The organism is Desulfoplanes sp., assembly GCF_054921335.1.
The window spans coordinates 33833-54716 of record NZ_JBUDSQ010000020.1 but is presented as its reverse complement, the minus strand read 5'-3'; the positions used below and the strand labels follow the sequence as shown (position 1 = coordinate 54716).

18 protein-coding genes and 1 tRNA gene are annotated in these 20884 nt (G+C 54.9%); 11 read left to right on the top strand and 8 right to left on the bottom strand.

Annotated elements, in window-relative coordinates; translation table 11 throughout:
- Positions 1 to 346: 346 nt before the first annotated feature.
- Complete coding sequence (locus ACY692_RS06515; RefSeq protein WP_462324541.1) at positions 347 to 589, top strand: hypothetical protein; 243 nt, start codon at positions 347 to 349, stop codon at positions 587 to 589.
- Positions 590 to 715: 126 nt separating this feature from the next.
- Here the strand turns inward: ACY692_RS06515 and ACY692_RS06510 are convergent, their stop codons facing one another.
- Together ACY692_RS06510 and ACY692_RS06505 are read right to left on the bottom strand one after the other, a co-directional pair.
- Positions 716 to 4915 (bottom strand): PAS domain S-box protein, encoded by a 4200-nt coding sequence (locus ACY692_RS06510; RefSeq protein WP_462324540.1) that lies wholly within the window; start codon positions 4913 to 4915, stop codon positions 716 to 718.
- 344 nt (positions 4916 to 5259) lie between these two features.
- Positions 5260 to 5336: transfer RNA gene (locus ACY692_RS06505), tRNA-Arg, on the bottom strand.
- 99 nt (positions 5337 to 5435) lie between these two features.
- Here ACY692_RS06505 and ACY692_RS06500 point away from each other — a divergent pair.
- The 3 genes from ACY692_RS06500 to ACY692_RS06490 all read left to right on the top strand — a co-directional run bounded on the left by ACY692_RS06500 (position 5436) and on the right by ACY692_RS06490 (position 7867).
- A complete protein-coding gene (locus tag ACY692_RS06500) occupies positions 5436 to 6011 on the top strand; it encodes a UbiX family flavin prenyltransferase (protein ID WP_462324539.1) in 576 nt (191 codons plus the stop codon).
- Positions 6012 to 6035: 24 nt separating this feature from the next.
- Positions 6036 to 6698, top strand: coding sequence for a site-2 protease family protein (locus tag ACY692_RS06495; RefSeq protein ID WP_462324538.1), 663 nt, complete (start codon positions 6036 to 6038; stop codon positions 6696 to 6698).
- Positions 6699 to 6832: 134 nt separating this feature from the next.
- Positions 6833 to 7867 carry a tryptophan--tRNA ligase gene (locus ACY692_RS06490; RefSeq protein ID WP_462324537.1) on the top strand — a complete coding sequence of 345 codons (1035 nt, stop codon included), beginning with the start codon at positions 6833 to 6835 and terminating at the stop codon, positions 7865 to 7867.
- Here ACY692_RS06490 and ACY692_RS06485 read toward each other — a convergent pair.
- From ACY692_RS06485 to ACY692_RS06475, 3 genes are all read right to left on the bottom strand, one after another.
- A complete protein-coding gene (locus ACY692_RS06485) occupies positions 7857 to 9296 on the bottom strand; it encodes a DNA integrity scanning protein DisA nucleotide-binding domain protein (RefSeq protein ID WP_462324536.1) in 1440 nt (479 codons plus the stop codon). The genes ACY692_RS06490 and ACY692_RS06485 overlap by 11 nt on opposite strands.
- Positions 9297 to 9433: 137 nt before the next feature.
- Positions 9434 to 10423: a HAMP domain-containing sensor histidine kinase gene (locus ACY692_RS06480; RefSeq protein WP_462324535.1), complete on the bottom strand. Its 990-nt coding sequence runs from the start codon at positions 10421 to 10423 to the stop codon at positions 9434 to 9436.
- Positions 10424 to 10965: 542 nt separating this feature from the next.
- A complete protein-coding gene (locus ACY692_RS06475; protein WP_462324534.1) occupies positions 10966 to 11964 on the bottom strand; it encodes an ABC transporter substrate-binding protein in 999 nt (332 codons plus the stop codon).
- A 241-nt stretch (positions 11965 to 12205) separates the two neighbouring features.
- Here ACY692_RS06475 and ACY692_RS06470 point away from each other — a divergent pair, with 241 nt between their 5' ends.
- Positions 12206 to 12892 (top strand): response regulator, encoded by a 687-nt coding sequence (locus tag ACY692_RS06470; protein WP_462324533.1) that lies wholly within the window; start codon positions 12206 to 12208, stop codon positions 12890 to 12892.
- A gap of 75 nt (positions 12893 to 12967) precedes the next feature.
- On the opposite strand, the gene hemC is transcribed toward ACY692_RS06470, so the two are convergent.
- The 3 genes from hemC to ACY692_RS06455 all read right to left on the bottom strand — a co-directional run bounded on the left by hemC (position 12968) and on the right by ACY692_RS06455 (position 14945).
- Positions 12968 to 13891, bottom strand: coding sequence for a hydroxymethylbilane synthase (hemC, locus tag ACY692_RS06465; RefSeq protein WP_462324532.1), 924 nt, complete (start codon positions 13889 to 13891; stop codon positions 12968 to 12970).
- Between the two features lie 127 nt (positions 13892 to 14018).
- A complete protein-coding gene (locus ACY692_RS06460; protein ID WP_462324531.1) occupies positions 14019 to 14270 on the bottom strand; it encodes an FmdB family zinc ribbon protein in 252 nt (83 codons plus the stop codon).
- A gap of 60 nt (positions 14271 to 14330) precedes the next feature.
- On the bottom strand, positions 14331 to 14945 hold the full coding sequence (locus ACY692_RS06455; protein ID WP_462324530.1) for a D-sedoheptulose 7-phosphate isomerase: 615 nt from the start codon (positions 14943 to 14945) through the stop codon (positions 14331 to 14333).
- A 191-nt stretch (positions 14946 to 15136) separates the two neighbouring features.
- On the opposite strand from ACY692_RS06455, the gene ACY692_RS06450 reads away from it, so the two are divergent.
- The 6 genes from ACY692_RS06450 to thrB all read left to right on the top strand — a co-directional run bounded on the left by ACY692_RS06450 (position 15137) and on the right by thrB (position 20795).
- Positions 15137 to 16321: an ABC transporter substrate-binding protein gene (locus ACY692_RS06450; protein WP_462324529.1), complete on the top strand. Its 1185-nt coding sequence runs from the start codon at positions 15137 to 15139 to the stop codon at positions 16319 to 16321.
- Positions 16322 to 16436: 115 nt separating this feature from the next.
- Positions 16437 to 17348 (top strand): branched-chain amino acid ABC transporter permease, encoded by a 912-nt coding sequence (locus ACY692_RS06445; protein WP_462324528.1) that lies wholly within the window; start codon positions 16437 to 16439, stop codon positions 17346 to 17348.
- A gap of 98 nt (positions 17349 to 17446) precedes the next feature.
- Positions 17447 to 18523: a branched-chain amino acid ABC transporter permease gene (locus ACY692_RS06440; RefSeq protein WP_462324527.1), complete on the top strand. Its 1077-nt coding sequence runs from the start codon at positions 17447 to 17449 to the stop codon at positions 18521 to 18523.
- Between the two features lie 18 nt (positions 18524 to 18541).
- A complete protein-coding gene (locus ACY692_RS06435; RefSeq protein WP_462324526.1) occupies positions 18542 to 19309 on the top strand; it encodes an ABC transporter ATP-binding protein in 768 nt (255 codons plus the stop codon).
- Entirely contained in the window at positions 19309 to 20034 is a 726-nt protein-coding gene (locus ACY692_RS06430; RefSeq protein WP_462324525.1) for an ABC transporter ATP-binding protein, read from the top strand. The genes ACY692_RS06435 and ACY692_RS06430 overlap by 1 nt, the downstream gene beginning before the upstream one ends.
- A 149-nt stretch (positions 20035 to 20183) precedes the next feature.
- Positions 20184 to 20795 (top strand): homoserine kinase, encoded by a 612-nt coding sequence (gene thrB, locus ACY692_RS06425; RefSeq protein WP_462324524.1) that lies wholly within the window; start codon positions 20184 to 20186, stop codon positions 20793 to 20795.
- Positions 20796 to 20884 lie beyond the last annotated feature (89 nt).

Below are 20884 nucleotides of genomic sequence, written 5' to 3'. Positions count from 1 at the left end.
TGTTCGCTCTTTTTTTATGTACGACAACAGTGAACCAATATTTTTTATGGACAATATGTCCAATCTATCGCATACAATATAATGGATTCTGATTCGTCCAAGCAGCAGTTTTACATATTATGTTTTACTTTCAATCTGTTGTAGAATTCTTTTGTTTTTTATGGCAGACTTCCACACGCAAGGCACTACAACCATAAAATGGATCCGATGGTCCAAGGAGTTTATAATGAAATGGATTTCCGTATTTTTTTGTATGTTTTTCTATTACGTTCCAGTTATCCATGCATCCATGCAATATCCCGATGTTCTAAAAACCAAGATTCCTCAATACCCGGGATCGGAGATCATGCGGACTGCATGTATGGGAACCTGCTCGCAGGTCATGCTCCAAACAAAGGGTTCCATGGACGAGATCGCACTTTTTTACAAAAAGGCGCTCACCAGGAACGGGTTACGCATAGAAATGGAAACCAAGCAGTCCGGATCATTGAATATCATATTCAGTCATGGGGATGCCGGCGGGATGGTCGGGCTCATGGAAAACAGTCCCGATCAAATCATCATTACCATTGTCTATAGTACGCGGTGAATCTATCTGCGGGATGGCCATCGTACGCGCCCCCCGGCTGGGTGATGCCCGTATCTTCCGGGAGCAGATACGCCCGACACCGATGCCCCTCGGAGAGCCGGAAACGGACAGGAATATTTTTGGGGATCATCGTGCGTGGAGCACTTTAGCCATGAGCGCGCTCAGTTCGGAAATCCTGTAGGGCTTACGGAGGAACCCGGCCACGCCGTTATGGTGGGATTCTTCAAGGGTTCCATTGTTCGTGAAGCCCGAAACGATGATCACCCTGCAGTCCGGATCGATCTCTTTCATCCTCTCCAGGGCTTCTAGACCGTCCATTTCCGGCATGCGCATGTCCATGACAACGACATCTATCTCCCGATGGTTCGCTCTGAAGACCTCGACAGCCTGCCTGCCGTCGGATGCGCAGACCACTGAATATCCCATGTCCTCGAGAAGCATCTTTTCCGTGACCCGGATGGATTCCTCGTCATCCACAAGCAGGACGGTCTCGGTCCCGGTGATGACCGGTTGTTCCTTTGCCCGAGTGGTGTCGGGTGGTTTTACGCAGGGCAGCAAAATCTGGAAGGTTGTTCCAGTTCCCACCCCGCTCGACACGGTGATCTCGCCGTGGTGGCTGCGTATGGTTCCGTAAACGGCCGCGAGTCCGAGCCCGGTTCCCTTGCCGGCTGTCTTGGTGGTAAAAAAGGGCTCGAATATCCTTTGTAGGTCTCCGGGGGGTATTCCCGTTCCGGTGTCTGTGACGGTGATCTCCACATGATTGCCCGGTCTGAGATCAAAAGGACTTTCTACAGAGTAATCCCCATCCACATTGCGGTTACGGGTTCCGATATGGAGTTCGCCCCCCTCGGGCATGGCCTGCCCGGCGTTGAGAACCAGGTTGATCAGAGCGTTCTGGAGCGTGGACGCGTCCCCGTGGACCCAGGCATTGTCCTCCCGGGCAACGACATTGGTCTTGATCCTTTTGTCCATGGTCCTCGCGGTGATGGCAACGGTGTCCTCCACAAGGGTATGGATATCCACCGGGGCGGCCGTCATTTTTTCCTTGCGCCCAAAGGCGAGCAGCTTGGAGGTCAGGTCCTTGGCCCGGATGGCCGATTGCAGGATGAGATCGAGGTATCTGTCCCTGTCCTCGATCGGGATATTCTCTTTCGTCTCCAACAATTCCGCAGCCCCCATGATACCGCTGAGCATATTATTGAAATCATGGGCCACCCCTCCTGCGAGCTGTCCGATAGCGTCCATTTTCCGACTCTGGCGCAATTGTTCCTGGAGGATACTCTCCTTGCTGACATCCCGGAATACCAGAACAACCCCCAGGATTTCCCCGGAGTCCGACCGGATGGGGGCCCCGGAATCCGCAATCTGGTATTCACTTCCATCTCTGGCAACAAGAACGGTATGGTTGGCCAGACCAACGATGCTGCTGGTCGCCAGAACTTTTTCCACCGGACTGTCAACGGGCTTACGGGTATCGGCGTTGATAATGGAAAAAACCCTGTGTAGGGGCTCCCCCCAGGCCTCTTCCATGCCCCAACCGGTCAGATCTTCGGCAACGGGATTCATGCGGGTTACCCTGCCTCCGGTATCGGTGGCGATGACACCGTCACCGATGGAATCCAGGGTTGTCCGCAGATTTTCCTCACTCTGGTGCAGCTTTTCAAGGGCCGTGTTCCTTTCGGCTATGAAACGGGCCTGCTGGACATTGATATAGGCAGTGGTCGAGAGTCTGTTGGCCAAGGTAAAAAGCATGTGGGCAATCTTTGCAAAACGTTCCCTGGACATGGCCGGCACCTCACGGAACGCACGCACGGTCTCCTCTTCATCACCCCCGATCTTTCGAGCGTAGGCACGCATCTGTTCCTCGCTCTGGCTCTCATCCCGTACCTGTCCGATCAACCAGCTGGCAACATGGAGGCCGCCCACCGAGATTGACGTTCCCGCGTCCCATAGCCCGCAACTCGCACATTGCACAATAATGGGCCCATCCGGGTTGACCCGTCCGACCAGGGCGTCCGATTTTTCGCAATTGCACTTCCCCATGTCCGTCCCGCGGATGATTCCCGCACACAGACGGGTAAAATTGCTGGGCCGGGTCAACGGAGTGCCGTCGGGTCTGCAGATGAGTGATGCCAGTCCGGTCGCTTCGGAGAATTCGTCCTGGAGCTGTTGCATCTCTTCCAGATTGAACAGGTCCTCGAAAACGATGTCGCCGGTTTGGTCAAAAGGCTGGGTCAGGGCGACGATCCTTTTTTCCAGGGCCTGTTCCATCCGTTTCCGTTCCGTGATGTCGGTGACGAATCCCTCAAGGTGCTGTAGCTTTCCCTTGTCGTCGAAGACGCCGCATCCCTTTTCCCATACCCACTTATTTTTTCCCGAAGCCGTCGTTATCTCGTACTCGATCTCGAACGGTTCATGGTTTTGGAGCTTTTTCTGACATTGTGTCCAGACCCGTTCTCTGTATGCGGGGAGGATGAGATCGTTATAGGAAAGTCGACTGTTTTTTTTGATGTCTGTGACCGGATACCCCGTCAGATCCAAACAGCCACGGCTGATGAACTCCATGGTCCAGTCCTTGTCGTTCAAACAACGATAGGCCATGCCGTTGAGGTTGCCCAAAAGCGTCGTATGCCGTCTGTTCTGGGCCGTAAGGGCCTCCGATGCCTCTTTGATGGCGGTGATTTCCGTGTGCGTTCCGACCATGCGGGTCGCCCGGCCGTCCGCATCGCGTGCAACGGCCTTGCCCCTGCCGAGTATCCACCGCCACTGGCCATCCTTGGCCCGCATACGGAATTCCACGGAAAAATCATCGCACCGCCCCTCTATACACGCCTGGTTGGCCCGGAATGCGTCATCGCGATCGCTAGGATGGATGAGATCTTTCCATGACTCGACATGCGCCGGAACTTCCGTGCTCGCGTATCCGAGAATGGCCGCATACCCCGGGCTGTAATAGGTCTCCCCTGTCATTATGTTCCAGTCCCAGATACCGTCCCTGCTCGCCTCCATTGCCAGCTGGAAACGTTCCTCACTGCGTTGCAGGGCTTCGCGTATTCGATAGGGCTCGCTGATGTCCCGAAAAACGATGACAATACCGTGGATAACTCCCGTGTCGTCGCGGATGGGGGCCGTGGTGTGGGCAATGTAATGCTCGGTACCGTCCTTGGCGACCAACAGTGTCGAACTCGCACGCTCGACCGCTCTACCGGTCGCCAGGACCTCAGGGATACAGGCCGGGGAGGGTCTTCGGTCCACCACATCCAGGGTCTGGAAGACACCATCGATATGCCGCCCCGGGACCTCTGTACGGGGCCACCCGGTGAGCGATCCGGCAACCATGTTCATGCCGGTGATCAGTCCCTCTTTGTCCGTAGTGAGCACACCCTCCCACATGGAATAAAGGGTGATCCGCAGATTTTCTCGGCTCTCCCGAAGCTCTTTCGTCGCCCGGGAGACCTGCTTTTTGAGAATCCGGGACCAGAGAGAAACAACCGCAAGAACCCCGGCCAAAACAACAAGGACAAGTAGACCTAGACGGACCATCCAACGGTAATGAGGGGGACCGCTCTCATAGACACCCAGCCATTTCTCATAGATGGCGTCGTATTCTCCGGAATCTTCGAGGATACTCAACCCTTCGTTGAGTATGGCCACCAGGTCCGACCGTCCTTCGGGGACGGCGAAACAATACCCCCTTTGCAGGATGGGTTCGCCCACAGGAACCACGCCCTCCAATCCCCTTCCATGAACAACGGCCATTGCCTGGAGACGGGGCAGCAGGGCGCAGTCACCAATGCCGGAATCCAGGAGCACAAGGGCATTGGCAACCGTTGCTACCGGGAGAATCCGCTCGGCAAGATTCTCCCTGAGTAGATAATCGTGCCCGGTCCCCCCATCCTGCACAATCACTTCGGTCGCCCCAATCTGGTCGATGGACGAAATATCCGACCCGTTGGGAACAAAGACGGCAAATGAGGACATGAAGTGGGGAATGGAAAAATCGACCAGGGCATCCCGCTCCTCGGATCGGGACATGCCCATGAGGATATCGGCCTTCCCCTGTTCGATCTCCCTGCGGACCTCGTGCCAGGGGCCGAGTTCGATCTGGATCTCCAGCCCCATGGTATTGGCGAGGGCCCGCATGATATCCACGTTGAAACCGGACGGCTCGCCCCTGTGGTCAAGAAACTCAAAGGGAGGGAAATCGTTGTCCCCCCTCACCCGAAGCGGTGACGCCCCATGGGCGGTGGGCGTGCACAGAAACACGCAGAGAATGGCGGAGCCAACTATGGACAGGAATTGGAAAAAGGGGAGTTTTTCGGTCATCTGGATCAAAAATCTCCGTGTAAAATGTTTTGCCGACACGTGCGATACTTGAACGGTCCGCTGCAAAAACCCCTGGATATATATTTTGCATAAACCCGGTTGAACAAAGGATCAAGCACCTGATTAGCGTAACGACATCCGGGCCGACGGGATCCGCTTCCGGGTACTGTCCCCCACCTATCGCAACCGGAGGCTCCCTTGAATGGATGCTGGGTAGGCCCCCCCTGGATTTTGTCCAACCAGGGGGGAACATGGTTGGAACAAAAAACAAAAAAAGGGCCGTTCGTACGAACGGCCCTTTTTACAATCTTGAAAGCAACCAATCAAGATTATTGTATTTTTTATGGTGGGCAATGCAGGATTCGAACCTGCGGCCTCCAGCTCCGGAGGCTGGCGCTCTATCCAACTGAGCTAATTGCCCACAAAGGAGGCTTTCTTTAGTCCCTTCTTTTGCCTGTTGTCAAGCGGTCACTTTGCGGGTAGCGGACTATTTTCAACTTTGACTCTGGGAATCCACGCCATGTCCTCCCCTCCTCTGCGTCATGTTTTGGCCGTCACCGGGGCCAGCGGTATGCCATATGCGCTCAAACTGGCCGAAACCATTGGTCCATTACCGGATCGAGAACTCCATGTCATTATTTCGGACGCGGCCAGGACCGTTTTGGAAATAGAAACCATAAACGGCTATTCCCTGCTCCAATCCCATGCCACGGCCATCTGGGACGAAAAGGATATAGGGGCCCCTCCAGCCAGCGGGTCCTGGTCCCATGCCGGAATGGTCGTTTGCCCATGTTCCATGGGTTCGCTCGGTGCCATTGCCCATGGGCTGGCTTCCAACCTGGTCCACCGGGCCGCGGACGTTACTCTCAAGGAAAAACGGCCCCTGGTCCTGGTTCCCCGCGAAACCCCCTTTTCACGCATCCATGTGCAGAACATGCTCGCGGCCATGGACGCCGGAGCGACCATTCTTCCCCCGTGTCCAGGATTCTACGCCGCCCCCCGGAATATCGACGATCTCGTCTGTCAGATAGCCGGACGCGTCCTCGATCATCTGGGCATCGCCCACGGCCTGACCCAGCCATGGACCGGGATATAAAACCCTTGCCCGGCCACGGGGTCCATGATAGCCGCTACCTCCATGTTCAGCGAATCCATAACACACATCATCCAGCAGATCGCCATATATGCGGTCCCGCTCTTTCTCGGCATCATCTGCCATGAGGTTGCCCACGGGTATGTATCCTATCTCCTTGGCGATCCCACGGCCAAAAACGCCGGGCGGTTGACCCTCAATCCCATCAAACACCTCGACCCGATCGGCACCCTGGTCTTTCTGCTTACCCGAATGATCGGCTGGGCCAAACCCGTGCCCATCAATCCCGGTTATTACCAGAATCCCCGCAAGGGAATCGTCCTGGTCTCCCTCGCGGGCCCGGTGACCAATTTCGTGCTCGCGGCCGTCTTCTACCTGCTCTATCTCGGACTGGCCTCGGTCATCATGTCGGCAACCCCCCAGCTGGCCAAGTATGTGATATACCCGGCCGTGAACATTGCCGCAGCCGGAACGATCATCAATATCGTTCTGGGGACGTTCAACCTTTTGCCCATCCCCCCGTTGGACGGGAGCAAAATCCTCGCGGTTGCCCTCCCCCCCAAGGCGGCAGCGGGGTACATGAAGATGGAGCGCTACGGTTTTATCATCCTCATTCTTCTGGTGATGACCGGTGTTTTCGAACGTTTTTTCAGGGTAGTCATCGGATCCGTCTACACCTGGCTTTTCTGAATCCCGCCGCATCGAGTCGGGGTACCCAAAGGGTTGCCGATAAAAAAACCACGGCGTTCCCATCCGGGTACGAGGAACTAACGGATCGTCCCGTTCCCATCCAATGACCACTCTTCCGATCTGACGAACACTGTATGACAGTACTCCAAGGAACCCCCATGAACAAAGAAATCATTCTCACCGGCATCACTCCCAGCGGGACCCCCCATCTGGGCAATTATGCCGGCGCGATCCGCCCGGCCATCGAAAACAGCAAGCGGGACAATGCCTCCTGTTTCTATTTTCTCTCGGATTACCACGCCCTGATAAAAAACCAAGACCCAGAGCTGCTCAAGCAGTCGACCAAGGAGATCGCGGCCACCTGGATCGCCCTGGGGTTGGACACGGACAGGGCCATCTTCTACCGCCAATCGGATATCCGCGAGATCCCCGAATTCACATGGATCCTCACCTGCATGACCGCCAAGGGACTCATGAACCGGGCCCACGCCTACAAGGCCAAGGTAGCCGAGAACGAGGAAAAACGAACCCAGGATCCGGACAAGGGGATCTCCATGGGACTGTTTTGCTATCCGGTACTCATGGCCGCGGACATTCTCCTGTTCAGCGCGAACAAGATCCCGGTGGGCAAGGACCAGATCCAGCATATCGAGATGGCCAGGGATATCGCCGCCCGGTTCAACCACCACTATGGTGGACTCCTGACGCTACCCGAACCATTGGTGGGGGATGAATCGGCCATTCTCAAAGGTCTCGACGGCCGCAAGATGAGTAAGAGTTACAACAATACCGTCCCCCTGTTCGGCCCGGAGAAAAAATTGCGCAAGATGATCATGAAGATCAAGACCGATTCCTCTGAACCGGGCGAACCCAAGGCAACCGAGAACAACACGCTGTTCGACATCTACAGGGCGTTTGCCACTCCGGAACAGGTGGATGAGATACGGAAAAGGTATGCCGAGGGAATCGCCTGGGGGGAAATGAAGCAGGTCCTTTTCGAGTGCATCAACGACCACATCAAGGAACCCAGGAAACGGTACGAGGATTTGCTGGAGCATCCCCAGGATATCGAGGACATCCTCCAAGAAGGAGCGGAAAAAGCCAGAGCGATAAGCAGACCGTTCCTGGACGAGATACGCGGGGCCGTGGGGCTGGTCCCTATTCGATAGTCTCCAGCCACTCCTGGAGTGTCGGCGGGGTTTCCACGCAACTGAACATGGGCTGCCACTCACACTGGGCGGTCAGTTCGACCCCGCCCTGGATGACCGAAACCGGGCGATCGGACGAAACAACGATGATGATCATATTGGCGTGTTCCGAAGTGAACCTGAGCGCCGAATTGAACCGGGCCCCTCTGGCCCGGTTCTCGCTTTTTACGGCGTGACCATCCAGAAGACAGGCAAACCCGTGGAGACCAAGATCCGCACCGATGTGCAGGGCCCCATCCACGCGGGAAAGGGATTTGGCGAATTCCCGATTTTCCTGGACACGCAGATCAAGGGTGGTGTCCAGATGCTGCCCGGGAATATGGTGGGGGGGAGAATTCAGGTCAAGGACCAGGGTGGCCCCGAATTTTTTTTCTTCGGCATTGTGGACGATGTCCGAAACGATCTGGAAAAGGCTGGTCCGCCGTTCCGGAACGAGATCGGTCTCCAGGAGGATTTCCTCGACCTGCACCAGTTTTGCCTTGCGTGTGGATGAGTGGAACATGCCGTCGGAAAAACTGCACACCGGCATAGCGTCCAGCAGGACGAAACCGTACTCACCGCGGAAGTCGGCGACGACCGAACAGCAAGGAATGGTTCCAGATCGGGCGATCCCGACGATATGCACACCATCGGAGACCAGAAATCTCGCACAATGCTCCACGGACAGCAGGAGCTTGCGCACATGTTTGTGGTTCTTCAATGAAGGACGCTCCTGTTCGGGAAAACAGGCCAGGAAATCGACCTCCCCGAGTTTGGACGGGTCGACGAAAACGAGGCGGCCCCGTGCCCAGGCCCCTTCTTCACGGGTCTTGGAGATAGAAAGGATGGCGTCGAGTACGGGATAGATACGCAACCGGGTATCCACGCCCATGAGTTCCCCGCGCCTGTCCACAAGAAAATCGCGGACCGCATGGGTGGCACAGTTCTGGAGGACGAGTCCGGACGTCCCGATGTACAATGGGTTGTTCGATGCGATATCCTGGCTCAAGAGCCATGCGGCGTGCTCCAACCAGCGCTCGGTCGGCCCCGTGGAGCACATGTCCGGATGCTCCTCCGTGAACCACATCTGGTAACACAGGGCATGGGAATGTCCCCCGAAACTGACGATCCCGGCAAGATCGAGGACGTCGTTCTTGTCGTGTTCCAGGACCCGTACATGTTTGGGACAGCGGCTCTTTTCCCTCCAGAGTGCTGTTTCAAGAAAAAATTGTTCCAGCTTGAGACCGTGTCCCAGGAGAAGATTCTGGGGGTCATAGATACGCGGGGGCGCGTTCCTGTCATTGACATAGATGAGCGCGGCCCTGCTGGGAGGTGAAAAATGGGATAGCCCATGCCTGAGTCCATCCAGGACATGATAGATACAAAGATTTATATAGGGTTCATGGCCCACGTCTGCCCCCTTGTGTGTTCGCGATGTCGTCCGGGGCAGTCTTTACCCCGGCATTGTGGCTGAAACGGGTTGTGCCTCCCCATACCGCCAATGTGCCGCAGCACGAGAAAAAGCACCTAGGGAGTGTCACGGAACAGTCAATCTTTCAAGGGGAAAACGACCCGAATGGTCACCCCTTCTCCGGGCGCGCTATGGACGAAAAAAAGCCCCCCTTCCCCTTCTGTACGTTCACGCATTCCAGAAATGCCCATTCCCAGGATCTTGGCGTCTGGCCCCTGGGTTTCAAATCCCTTGCCGTTGTCCGTGACCCAGGCCTCGACACTCTGGTCCTGAAAGAACACCCGGACGTTGATACGGGTGGCGTCACCGTGCTTGATGACGTTCTGCAGGGACTCTTGGATGATACGAAAAATGGCCGTACCGATATTTTCCGGGACGTCCACGGGAATCTCACGGATATCCACCCCGAAACGATATTGGCTGTAGGTCTTGGCAAACTCGCGGCAATACCATTGCAAGGCGGGTATGAGCCCAAGATCGTCCAGGATCGCCGGACGCAGCCCCATGATGATCTCCCGCAGCAGAACGATCGATTTCTGGATATAGGACAGATTTTTCTCCAGCCAATCGAGTTCGATATCGGGATGTTTGTCGCGCAGAAAACGGATGGCGTTTTCCTGCTGCAATTTCAAGGCGATCATGTCCTGGACAACACTGTCGTGGATCTCACGGCCGATGCGCTTGCGTTCCTCCTCCATGGCCGACATGACCTTGGCAGAAAGAGCCTTGAGGGAGGCCTCGTTTTTTTTCAGACGTTTTTCGACCTTCTGTCGTGCAGTGACCTCTGCGGCAAGGGTGTCCCGAGAGACCGTCATCGCCTTGAGCTTGTGCGCCATATCGTTGAAGGATCTGGCAAAATCCCCGATTTCATCGTCGGAAAAAGCCGGTAAGGCAACATCGAGATTTCCCTTTCCAATTTCCCTGGTCTTATCCGACAAGACGGCAAGTGGGCTGAAAATACTTCTATGGAGAAACCAAAAAGCCCATATAAGAGAGAGGGAAAAAAAGGAGACCACGAGAAGGATGGAATACTTGCACCACTCCTCGAGCTTTTTTATCCGCTGCACAGATTTTTCAAGCAAGGCACTGCACGAAGCGGAAACATCTTTAAGTATTACAATAGAATTATTGATAATGTTTTGTTTTCTGTTGTAAATAATAGATACATCTAGCTTTCCGGAAAGAAAGGAACGCAGGAGATCATCTGTTTTTTGGAGATCAACGATAATGTTTGAACCGATATATCTCAGTTTTTCATCCGTAAAATCTAAATTTCTTATCTCTTTTTTGATACTCTCGATTTTTATATCCCATTGATTGAGTATCCGCTGTCTATTGATCTCATTGATTTCATCTATAAGAACAATCAATTGGGAGACATCCTTCAAGATTCCATAAATATACGCATTTTTCTCAAGAGCGATATTGATGCTTTTTACCGTAAAAACAAATATCCCGATGACCATGACATGCTCTATAAATAGGAGCAGAGAGACGGTACGGATTTTAGCGGATATCTTCATTGGTCATCTTTGCCAAACAGGACCGGTCCTCCCCTGCCGTCACCCTGGACACGCAAGCACACAAAGCGGGGGGACGGCCCATCGGATCAGCGGATTATGGTTACAGCCCCGGGATCGATGGCGTCCAAAAAGGAATAGTCGACCAAATCCAGCGAATCGGGAACATCGTTCTTGTCCACGAGTCCAGACGCCATAGCCCACAATGCGGCCTGCTCCAGCTTTGACAGGAGGGACTGGTTGAGGCCCAATCCCCGATAATTGAAATTCTTTCCAAGAAAATTGCGGCCGGCTTCCGGACTGAGGTTCTTCCTCCCGGCCAGAATGGCACCGGCCTCCTCGGGATGTTTTTTGAGATATTCCCACCCGTCACGGATACCGAGCAAAACGGGACGGACCATTTCCGGATGGTTTTCAATAAAGGATGTGTTTAGGATGAGCACGACCATTTTCCGTGTGAGGGTGCTTTCAGCAAATTCAACGGTCTGCCCGCCCAGGGTCTTGCGGACCTTGTCGACGACAGGATCATGTTGACAGATGGCATCGACCCTTCCTTCCTTGATGGCCCCGGGCATCTCTTTCTTCCCCATAAATGCAATGGTGACATTCTCTGCCGGAACATTCCATTTTTCGAGAAAGCTCATGAGAAAAAAATGCGCTCCTCCCCCCTTGGGGACGGCGATGGTCTTCCCCTTGAGATCCGAAGGCGACCTGACCCCCTTGTCCGACCTGACGATGATCTTTTCCTGATTGTCAGTGAATCCGACTTCGGTGACAATCTTGTAGAGATCCGGAAAGGTGAACCCTTCCACGGCGACATTTAGTGTTCCGACGATAGCTCCGTCCATATTGTCTTTGGCAAGGCCCTGGTGGATACAATGGACGGCACGCTTGTAGGAATGGAAGACGACATCGACACCGTGGTCCTCGAAAAAGCCCTTTTCATCCGCCACCAGGAGCAGGACGTCAAACGGTCCATTTCCCGATGCAATGTGGACCCGGTTCCCTCTCTCCTCTGCCTGGGCCAGTGGAAGAGCAAAAAAAAGACAACATAGAACCCCCAACACGTATCTTTTATAGCAATGCATCGTTCGTGCTCCTATATTCTATTATACACCATAACAATTTTTTTCAAAGGGACAGCACGCTTTTTTCACGTACGTTCTGCATGCCCATGGGGGGGGGACGCCCCCTCCCGGGGCAGAAAAAATCTACTGGAAAACGCGATCCAAATGGATTATTCGGATTTTATCCGTTTGGGGAGAGTGTTTTTAATGTCTGACATTATCGTCTTAATCTTATCTACGATGACCACAAAGAGGTCCCGTGATGCCCAGCAAAGAGAAGAAAACGGTCATGATCGCCGACGACCATGAGATCGTCAGGGAAGGGTTACGCAATCTATTGGCCATGTTCGGCGAATTCGAACTTGTCGGCGAGGCCAGTGACGGCGTGGAGGCCGTTTCATTCTTTGATGAACTCAGACCGGATATCCTGCTTCTGGACCTTTCCATGCCGGGCTGCAACGGGGCCCTGACCACCAAAAAAATCATAGGCGCGCATCCCAAGGCAAAAATCCTCATCCTTACGGCCCACTATGCCGACGAATACCTCTACTCCACCCTCGAAGCCGGAGCCATGGGATATATCCTCAAGGACCAACCCAGCGACGACCTGATCGAGGCCATGGACACCGTACTCAAAGGTAACCCCTATCTCAGCCCCAAGGTGTCAACCCATCTGATCACGAATTTCGTGACGTCCAAACACGTCAAGAGCTTCAAGGAATCGTTTTCCGCCCTGACCACCCGAGAACGGGAAATCCTGACATTGATCGCCGGGGGCAAGACGAGCAAGGATATCTCGGAGCTGTTGCATATAAGTGTCAAGACCGTTGAAAAACACCGGGCCAACGTGCTGAAAAAAACCGGGAAGCACAATGGACCAGAGCTGACCAACTATGCCATTGAGCATGGCCTGGTCATCCGTCAAAAACAACTGGCCATGGACCGCTAACACAAAACACACAACGTACCGGATCCGGCCCGCTTTCTGGTCATCCCGCCATGGTCCCTTTGCCGAACGGACGGATCAGGAGAGATACAGATCCCGCAGGATCTCTCTGCCTCCGGCCCCGAGAATTTCGTCGGCCAATTTTCTACCCAAGTCCTCTCCCTCTTCCATCCTGCCGGCGATCTCCCGCCGGATGCACTCTTTCCCAAGCACGTCAGCGACCATTCCAGAAACCGTAATCCCGGAACCATCGAGGGTGGCATGGCAGGCTATAGGCACCTGGCATCCCCCTTCCAGCCGGAACAGGAACGCCCGTTCAGCCATGACGCACGCACGTGTCTCGGGATCGTCCAAAAAAGCGAGGAGTTCTGCGAGGTCTCTGCGTTCGGCCTTGAACTCGATACCCAGGGCCCCCTGGGCGACCGCCGGAACAAAGGATTCCGGGGAGAACGTGTACATGTAGGGTGCGCTCAATCCGAGTCGTTCCAGCCCGGCCTTGGCAACGATGATGGCGTCGAAATCCCCCTGTTTGAGCTTTCGTATCCGGGTATCGAGATTTCCCCGCAGGGAAGTGATGCGCAGATCCGGACGCATATTGTAGAGTTGGGCCTGCCTGCGCAGGCTGCTCGTACCGACGACTCCCCCCTGGGGAAGATCTTGTGGTCCTTGGAAGGTGGTCGAAAGAAAACAGTCCTCAAACGCGGCACGTCCGGGGATTATCCCCAGGGTGAGGTCCGCAGGGAGCTCCGTTGGAACGTCCTTCATACTATGGACCGCGATATCGGCCCGGCCATCGAGCAGGGATTCTTCGATCTCCTTGACAAAGAGCCCCTTCCCTCCAACCTGGGCCAGGGGAACGTCCTGGATCTTGTCCCCCTTCGTTTTGATGATCTCCAGACCGACGCGCATGGTCGGATAGGTGGTCTGCAACCGTTCCTGGATGTACTCTGCCTGCCACAGGGCCAGCTTGCTTCCTCGGGTGGCTATACGGATCTGTTCCATGGTATCCTCATAAATAGAACCAACACCTACCGGAAAACACTCCGGGAAGTGTCGGTCGACAAAAAATCGTACATAATGAAAAAGACGGTGGAACCGTCCCGGTGCCAGGAGTCGCGCTACGGCGGGGCTATTTGACGCTACAGCTGGCGCAATTGCCCCCCCGGCAGGCCGCACAAGGACTGGTCCCGCGGGTCGTTATCGCTCCGGATCCGGCCTTCCCCAAGACAACGGGGCCACCGGTGACAAAAGAACCCGAGGACAACAGTTTCTTGACCTCTTGGGATCCGCATTCCGGACAGGTGACGGGTTCATCTTGGGCCAAAACGACTTCCTCGAATTGGTGTTTGCACTGGGCGCATTCAAATTCATAGATGGGCATATGGCATCTTCCTTGATTGGGTCACGACCGCGGGGTCATGGTGTTGTACATAGTGGACTCTTATTCGGCCAAATACGGCTGCAATTCACTTACCTTCTCGAAAAGAAAATAGTCGACCAATCTACAGAGCAGATGGCCGGCAGCTATGTGCATTTCCTGGATGAGGGGGGTGCTTTTCACGGGAACATCCAGGAGGTGGTCGCACAAAGGACCCATTTCTCCTCCGGACTCGCCGGTCATGCCGACAACCGTGATCCCCATCTCCTTGGCCGACCTGACGGCCTTGAGGATGTTCGGACTGTTCCCGGAAGTGGAGATGGCCACAAGAACATCCCCTTTGCGCCCAAGGGCCTTGAGCTGTTTATCGAACACCTGTTCAAAGGAATAATCGTTGCCGATGGCGGTCAACGCCGAGGTGTCCGTGGTCAGGGCCAGAGCGGGCAGGGGGGGGCGCTCGAGGAGAAACCGGTTGGTGAACTCGGCGGCAAGGTGTTGGCAATCCGCCGCGCTACCACCATTGCCGCAGAGTAGGATCTTCCCTTCCCGGGCCATGCATAGGGCCATCGTTCTTCCGATGGTGCACAGAAGATCCGCCTTTTGGGCGAAGAAGGTTTCCCTGAGTTTGGCCCCGGAGGTGGCGTGTTCGATGATGATCGATCGTGGTTGGACGTCCATGGATATTTCCTAAAAACGAGAATCGCCGATACGGGTGGGAGAAAAATGGATCGCTCTATCCAAAAGAAGTGTGTGAATATCCAATTTTCCGGCAAACTTCAAATCAAGAATCTACTTTTCATTTTTTGCACTTTTGTGTATGAACCCGCATCCGGTTTATCTTTTACCCAAAAACCCCCGAGGAGGCGTCTGTGAAAAAATGGTGTATAGTATCGTTCCTTGTGCTCGTTGCTTCGACACTACTCTTGGTAGCCTGTTCCAAAAAAGACGAATCTGCCCCCAAGGAGATCACCATCGGATTCAACATCCCTCTGACCGGTGACATTCCCAAGGTCGGCGAGGAATCCAAATTTGCGGGCGAAATGCTCAAAGAAGAAATCAATGCCGCCGGCGGCCTGGAGGTCGGGGGACAGAAATACAAACTGAACTTCGTGTATGCGGATAACGAATCCAAAGCCGAATCCGCCGTCTCCGTCGCCCTCAAGTTGATTGAAATGGACAGGGTTCTGGCCATTGTCGGTCCCAATTCGAGCAAGCAGGCGGTTCCGGCCGGTCAGGCGTGTAATGACAACCGTACGCCCATGATCTCGCCCTGGTCGACCAATCCGGACACGACCCTGGATCGTCCATGGGTCTTTAGGGCCGCTTTTCTCGACCCCTTCCAGGGGCCGGTTGCCGCGGATTTCGCCATGGAGCAGTTCGGTGCCAAGACCGCGGCCGTCCTCTATGCCTTGGCCAACGACTACAGCAAGGGACTTGCCGAGATTTTCAAATCCGATTTCGAGACGAAAAATGGCCAGGGGACCGTTGTCGCCTTTGAAAGCTATGGAAACAAGGACCAGGACTTCAGTGCCCAGTTGACAAAGATCATCGCCGCACAGCCCGATTTCATCTTTCTCCCGAACAACTACAACGAAGTCGCCCTCATCGTGAAACAGGCCCACGATCTCGGCTGGACAGGTTCCTTCATGGGTGCCGACGCCTGGGGCAACTCCGAATTGATGACCCTGTGCGGGGACGACTGCAAGGGCCAGTACTTCTCGACCCACTATGCCGCGGCCGGTGCCACCGGAGCCACCAAACAATTCATCGACGAGTACAAGGCTAAATACGGCTATGAGCCCGCCGATGTCGCGGCCTTGACCTGGGACGCCACACGTATTCTGCTCAACGCCATCCAGGATATGGGCGCCGTTGGGGACGATCTGCGGGAAAACAGGAAAAACCTTCGGGATGCCCTGGCCAACATCGCCGAGTTCAAGGGAATAACCGGGAACATGAAATTCGACGAGCAGGGCGACCCCATCAAGTGCGCCGTGGTTGTCAAAATCAACGACAACGGAGAATTCGAATTCACCAAGTCCGTTTGCCCCTAGTAGACGACCCACCCAAACCTGAACAGATTCCGGCCGGGATCCATGCCCGGCCGGAATCTTTCATGACCCCAAGCGGGTGTATGTGCAATCCACGATCAGTTAAGAGGGGGCTCCAGTGCTCGCAAGTATTCTTCAAAATATCATCAACGCCCTGCAATGGGGGAGCTTTTATTCGCTCATAGCCCTGGGGTATACACTAGTTTATGGAGTTCTGCTCCTGATAAATTTCGCCCACGGCGATATCTTCATGGTCGGGGCCTATCTTTCTTTTTTCATTGCTACTTTTTTGCTCAGCCTTTCCGCTCTTCCCGGTTGGGGGGTCCTCGTCCTGACCATTCCCCTGGCCATGATGCTCACCGCCGTCTTCGGCGTATCCCTGGAACGTATCGCGTACCGCCCCTTGCGCCGCAAGGGGGCCCACCGTCTCTATGTGGTCATCACCGCCCTCATGTGCGGGCTTGTTCTGGAAAACGGCAACCTGGCACTGCTTGGCGCCAGCAGAAAGAGCTTCCCCGAACTCATCGACAAGGTCATCTATACATTCGGCCCGGTTACCATGACCAATCTCAAAGTGGCGGTCATCCTCTCGGCCCTGCTGACCTTTGCCATCCTGCAATTTATTGTCACCAAAACCAAGATCGGCATGGCCATGCGGGCCATTTCGTATGACAAATTCGCCGTACCTCTCATGGGCATCCCCATTGACACGGTCATTGTCTTCACCTTTGTTCTCGGTTCCTCCTTCGCGGGCCTGGCGGGTCTTTTGTTCGCCCTTTCCTACCCCATACTCGATCCCTACATGGGGGCCATGATCGGATGGAAGGCGTTCATCGCCGCGGTCGTTGGAGGCATCGGGGATATCCGGGGTGCCTTTTTGGGAGGATTTCTTCTAGGATTCGTGGAAATCTCCGTGGTCGCCGTGTTCCCCTCGACCTACCGGGACCTGATCGCCTTTTCCATTCTGCTCGTCATCCTGAGCATCAAGCCCACGGGTCTCTTTGGTGTAGCCAAGACAACAAAGATTTAAAACACGTGCATTTTTGAGCCCCCTTTCCCGGACCAAACGTGACAGGGAAAAAGCCGGTGCTACCGTATCCACCCATTATCAGGAACAAAGTAAGATATATGCAAAAATACTCCGTTCCACTTCTTGTCGCTCTCGTTTTCGTCGTCCTTGTCGGCTCTTCGCAAACAGGACTCATCGATCTGTACATCCAATCGATCATCCTGTTCATGGGCATCAATATCATCCTTTCCTCCAGCCTGAATATCATCAACGGATACATGGGAGAATTCGCCTGTGGCCACGCCGCGTTCATGGCCGTGGGCGCCTATGTCTCCTCCGTGCTCAACGTATGGTTGTTCACCCAGGACAAATTCTTCGGCCCCCCCCTGCTTTCCCCGGACCTGGCCCTGTTCTTTTTTCCGATAGTGCTCCTGGCCGGCGGTCTTGTGGCTGCAGTGGCGGGCATCCTGATCGCCATCCCCTCGTTCAAGACCCGGGGGGACTACCTGGCCATCATCACCATCGCCGCCAATTACATCGTCACCAGCACGATCATCAACATGGACAGCATCGGCGGGGCCCGCGGTTTCATGGGCATGAAAAAGATCCTTTTCGCCATGTCCGACACCATTGACCTCCCGTGGATAATGATCTGGGTATTCATCAGCACGGTCCTGACCATATGGATCATCCGCCGCTTCGTCAGTTCGACCTACGGCAAGGGTATCATCTCCATCTGTCAGGACGAGGTTGCCGCCGAGATCATGAGCGTGAACACGAACAAGATGAAGCTCATCGCCTTCATGCTCTCGTCAGGACTCGCGGGTATCGCCGGCGGACTCTACGCCCATATACTCGGATACATCAATCCCGGTTCCTTCGGCATCCTCAAATCCACCGAATGCATGGTCATGGTCTATCTTGGCGGTATGGGATCACTCAGCGGATCGGTCATTTCGGCGATAGTTTTCACGCTTCTCCTGGAAATACTCAGATTCGTCATTCCCTGGATGGATACGGCCATGCACTGGGCGTACCTTCTGCCCGACGGATACCACCTGAGCCAGGTCTGGAAATGGGTGCTCATTCCCATGATCCTGATCCTGCTCATGCAATTCCGGCCGGAAGGACTCATGGGGAACCGGGAATTATCCGATGTCTTTCCCAGGCTCAAAAAATATTATTCCTTTAAATAACGCGCTACGGGAATCACTATGCCACTACTGGAAATCAAGGAGTTGACGCAGTTTTTTGGAGGACTGTGCGCTGTTTCGGATTTCTCCGTCGCTCTGGAACAAGGGGAACTCGCCGGGCTCATCGGGCCAAACGGGGCGGGCAAGACAACGGTGTTCAACCTCGTCAGTGGATTCTACAAACCGACCCAGGGAGGGATCGTCTTCAAGGACAGATCCATTGTCGGCCTCAAGCCACACCAGATCACCGGACAAGGGGTCGCCCGAACATTCCAGAATATCCGTTTATGGAAGGACATGACGGTCCTGGAAAACATCTGCGTCTCGCAACATTACCATATGGGCTACTCCCTGATGGATGCCCTGCTCAGGACCAAGCAGTACCAAAAACAGGAACGGCGGCTGACCAACGAGGCCATGGCGATCCTCGAATCCCTGGATCTGGCCCGCTACGCCTCGGAGGTCCCCCCTAATCTGCCCTACGGATTGCAGCGCAAGGTGGAAATCGCCCGGGCCCTGTCCATCAAGCCGTCCCTGCTCTTGCTCGATGAACCCGCGGCCGGACTCAATTCTGCCGATGTCCAGGATCTTATCCGTCTGGTCCAGCGGATCCATAAGGAATTCGACATCACGATCTGGATGATCGAACACCAGATGACCGTGGTCATGACCCTGTGCTCCAGACTCAAGGTCATTGATTTCGGCGCGACCATTGCCGATGGGACCCCGGACGAAATCCAGAACAACCCCGACGTAATCAAAGCCTATCTTGGAGACGAAACAATCTGATGCTTCTCGAAATACAAGACCTTTATGTACGCTATGGAAATATCGAGGCACTGCACGGGGTCTCCCTGACCGTCGACAAGGGTGAAGCCGTTACCCTGATCGGCGCCAACGGGGCGGGCAAGACGACCACCCTGCACACCATCACCCGTGTCCCCCCCCCAGAGGGGCCGAAGGTATTCGGGGGGGACATATTGTATAACGGACAATCCATTCTGGGCATCGATGCCCATACCATCGTTCAAAACTACAAGCTCGCCCTGGTGCCCGAAGGACGGCATATCTTCGGCAACCTCACCGTAGAAGAAAACCTGGAGCTGGCCACCTATGCCCGCAAGGATACCGAGACCATCAGGGCCGACTACAAACGGGTCTACGATCTCTTCCCCAGGCTGGTGGAACGGAAGAAACAAAGGAGTGAATCCCTAAGTGGCGGCGAACAACAGATGCTCGCCGTCGGCAGGGCCCTGATGACGGGGTGCGATTTTTTACTCCTTGACGAACCGTCCATGGGGCTCGCCCCCCTACTCATGTATGACATGTTCAGGGCCCTCAAACAGCTCAACCAGCAGGGAATGACCATCCTTCTCATCGAGCAGAACGCCCGTTTGGCCCTGCAATTCGCCCACCGGGGCTACGTCATGGATACCGGAGAAATCGTGGCCCGGGGAACGGCGCGGGAACTCAGTGAAAACCCCGAGGTGAAAAAGGCCTACCTGGGGGGGTAGCCCGGTTCCGACCCACGCGCATTGCATACCCCCATGGCCCGGAATCCTTGATGGATTTTGGGCTTTCCATTTGGTCTGAAAAGATCTAGTGAACCGGTCTTGGTCGGTTTTCCACCCCGTTTTACCCACCGAATATATGCCCATTGCCCATGCCTAAGCTTATTTCTCCTGCAAACGACGGAACCCGTTCGATCATTCTTATCGGGATGGCCGGAGCCGGAAAATCAACCCTGGGCGGATCCTTGGCCAAGGTTCTCAACTGGGGACATGTGGACACGGACCACATTCTCGAGGCCTGGTGGGGAATGGATTTGCACACCCTGAGCCAGTCCCTGACAAGGGAAGAATTTCTGGATGCTGAGGCCAGGATGATCCAGGGACTGGATATCAAGCGCACGGTCATCTCCACAGGAGGAAGTGTCGTGTACGATCACCGATCCATGCGTCATTTGCATGGGCTTGGCGTGTGTATATATCTTGAGGCCTCACTGCCGACCATCCGTGAACGTATTGCCAAAGCCCCCCTGCGGGGACTGGCCATTGCGCCCGGGCAATCCATCGAGGAATTGTATGCGGAACGGGTCCGGCTCTACGAGCGGGAAGCCGATATAACGGTGCAGACGGATATTCTCACTCTGGACCGGAGTATCGCCTATATAGTGGATCGACTGGGTACACTCGGGATACATCGGGAAACGGATCCCCGGTACCCCCGTACGGGAGTGTATGGCACAAAACACCGTTGGGGAACGGAACGCTGAGCCATCTCTTTTTTTCTCCAAGGATCTTTGGGATTCCATGGCCCCCAGCGGTTTCCTTGCCCCCTTACCCCGCAAAGCGGTTACAATGC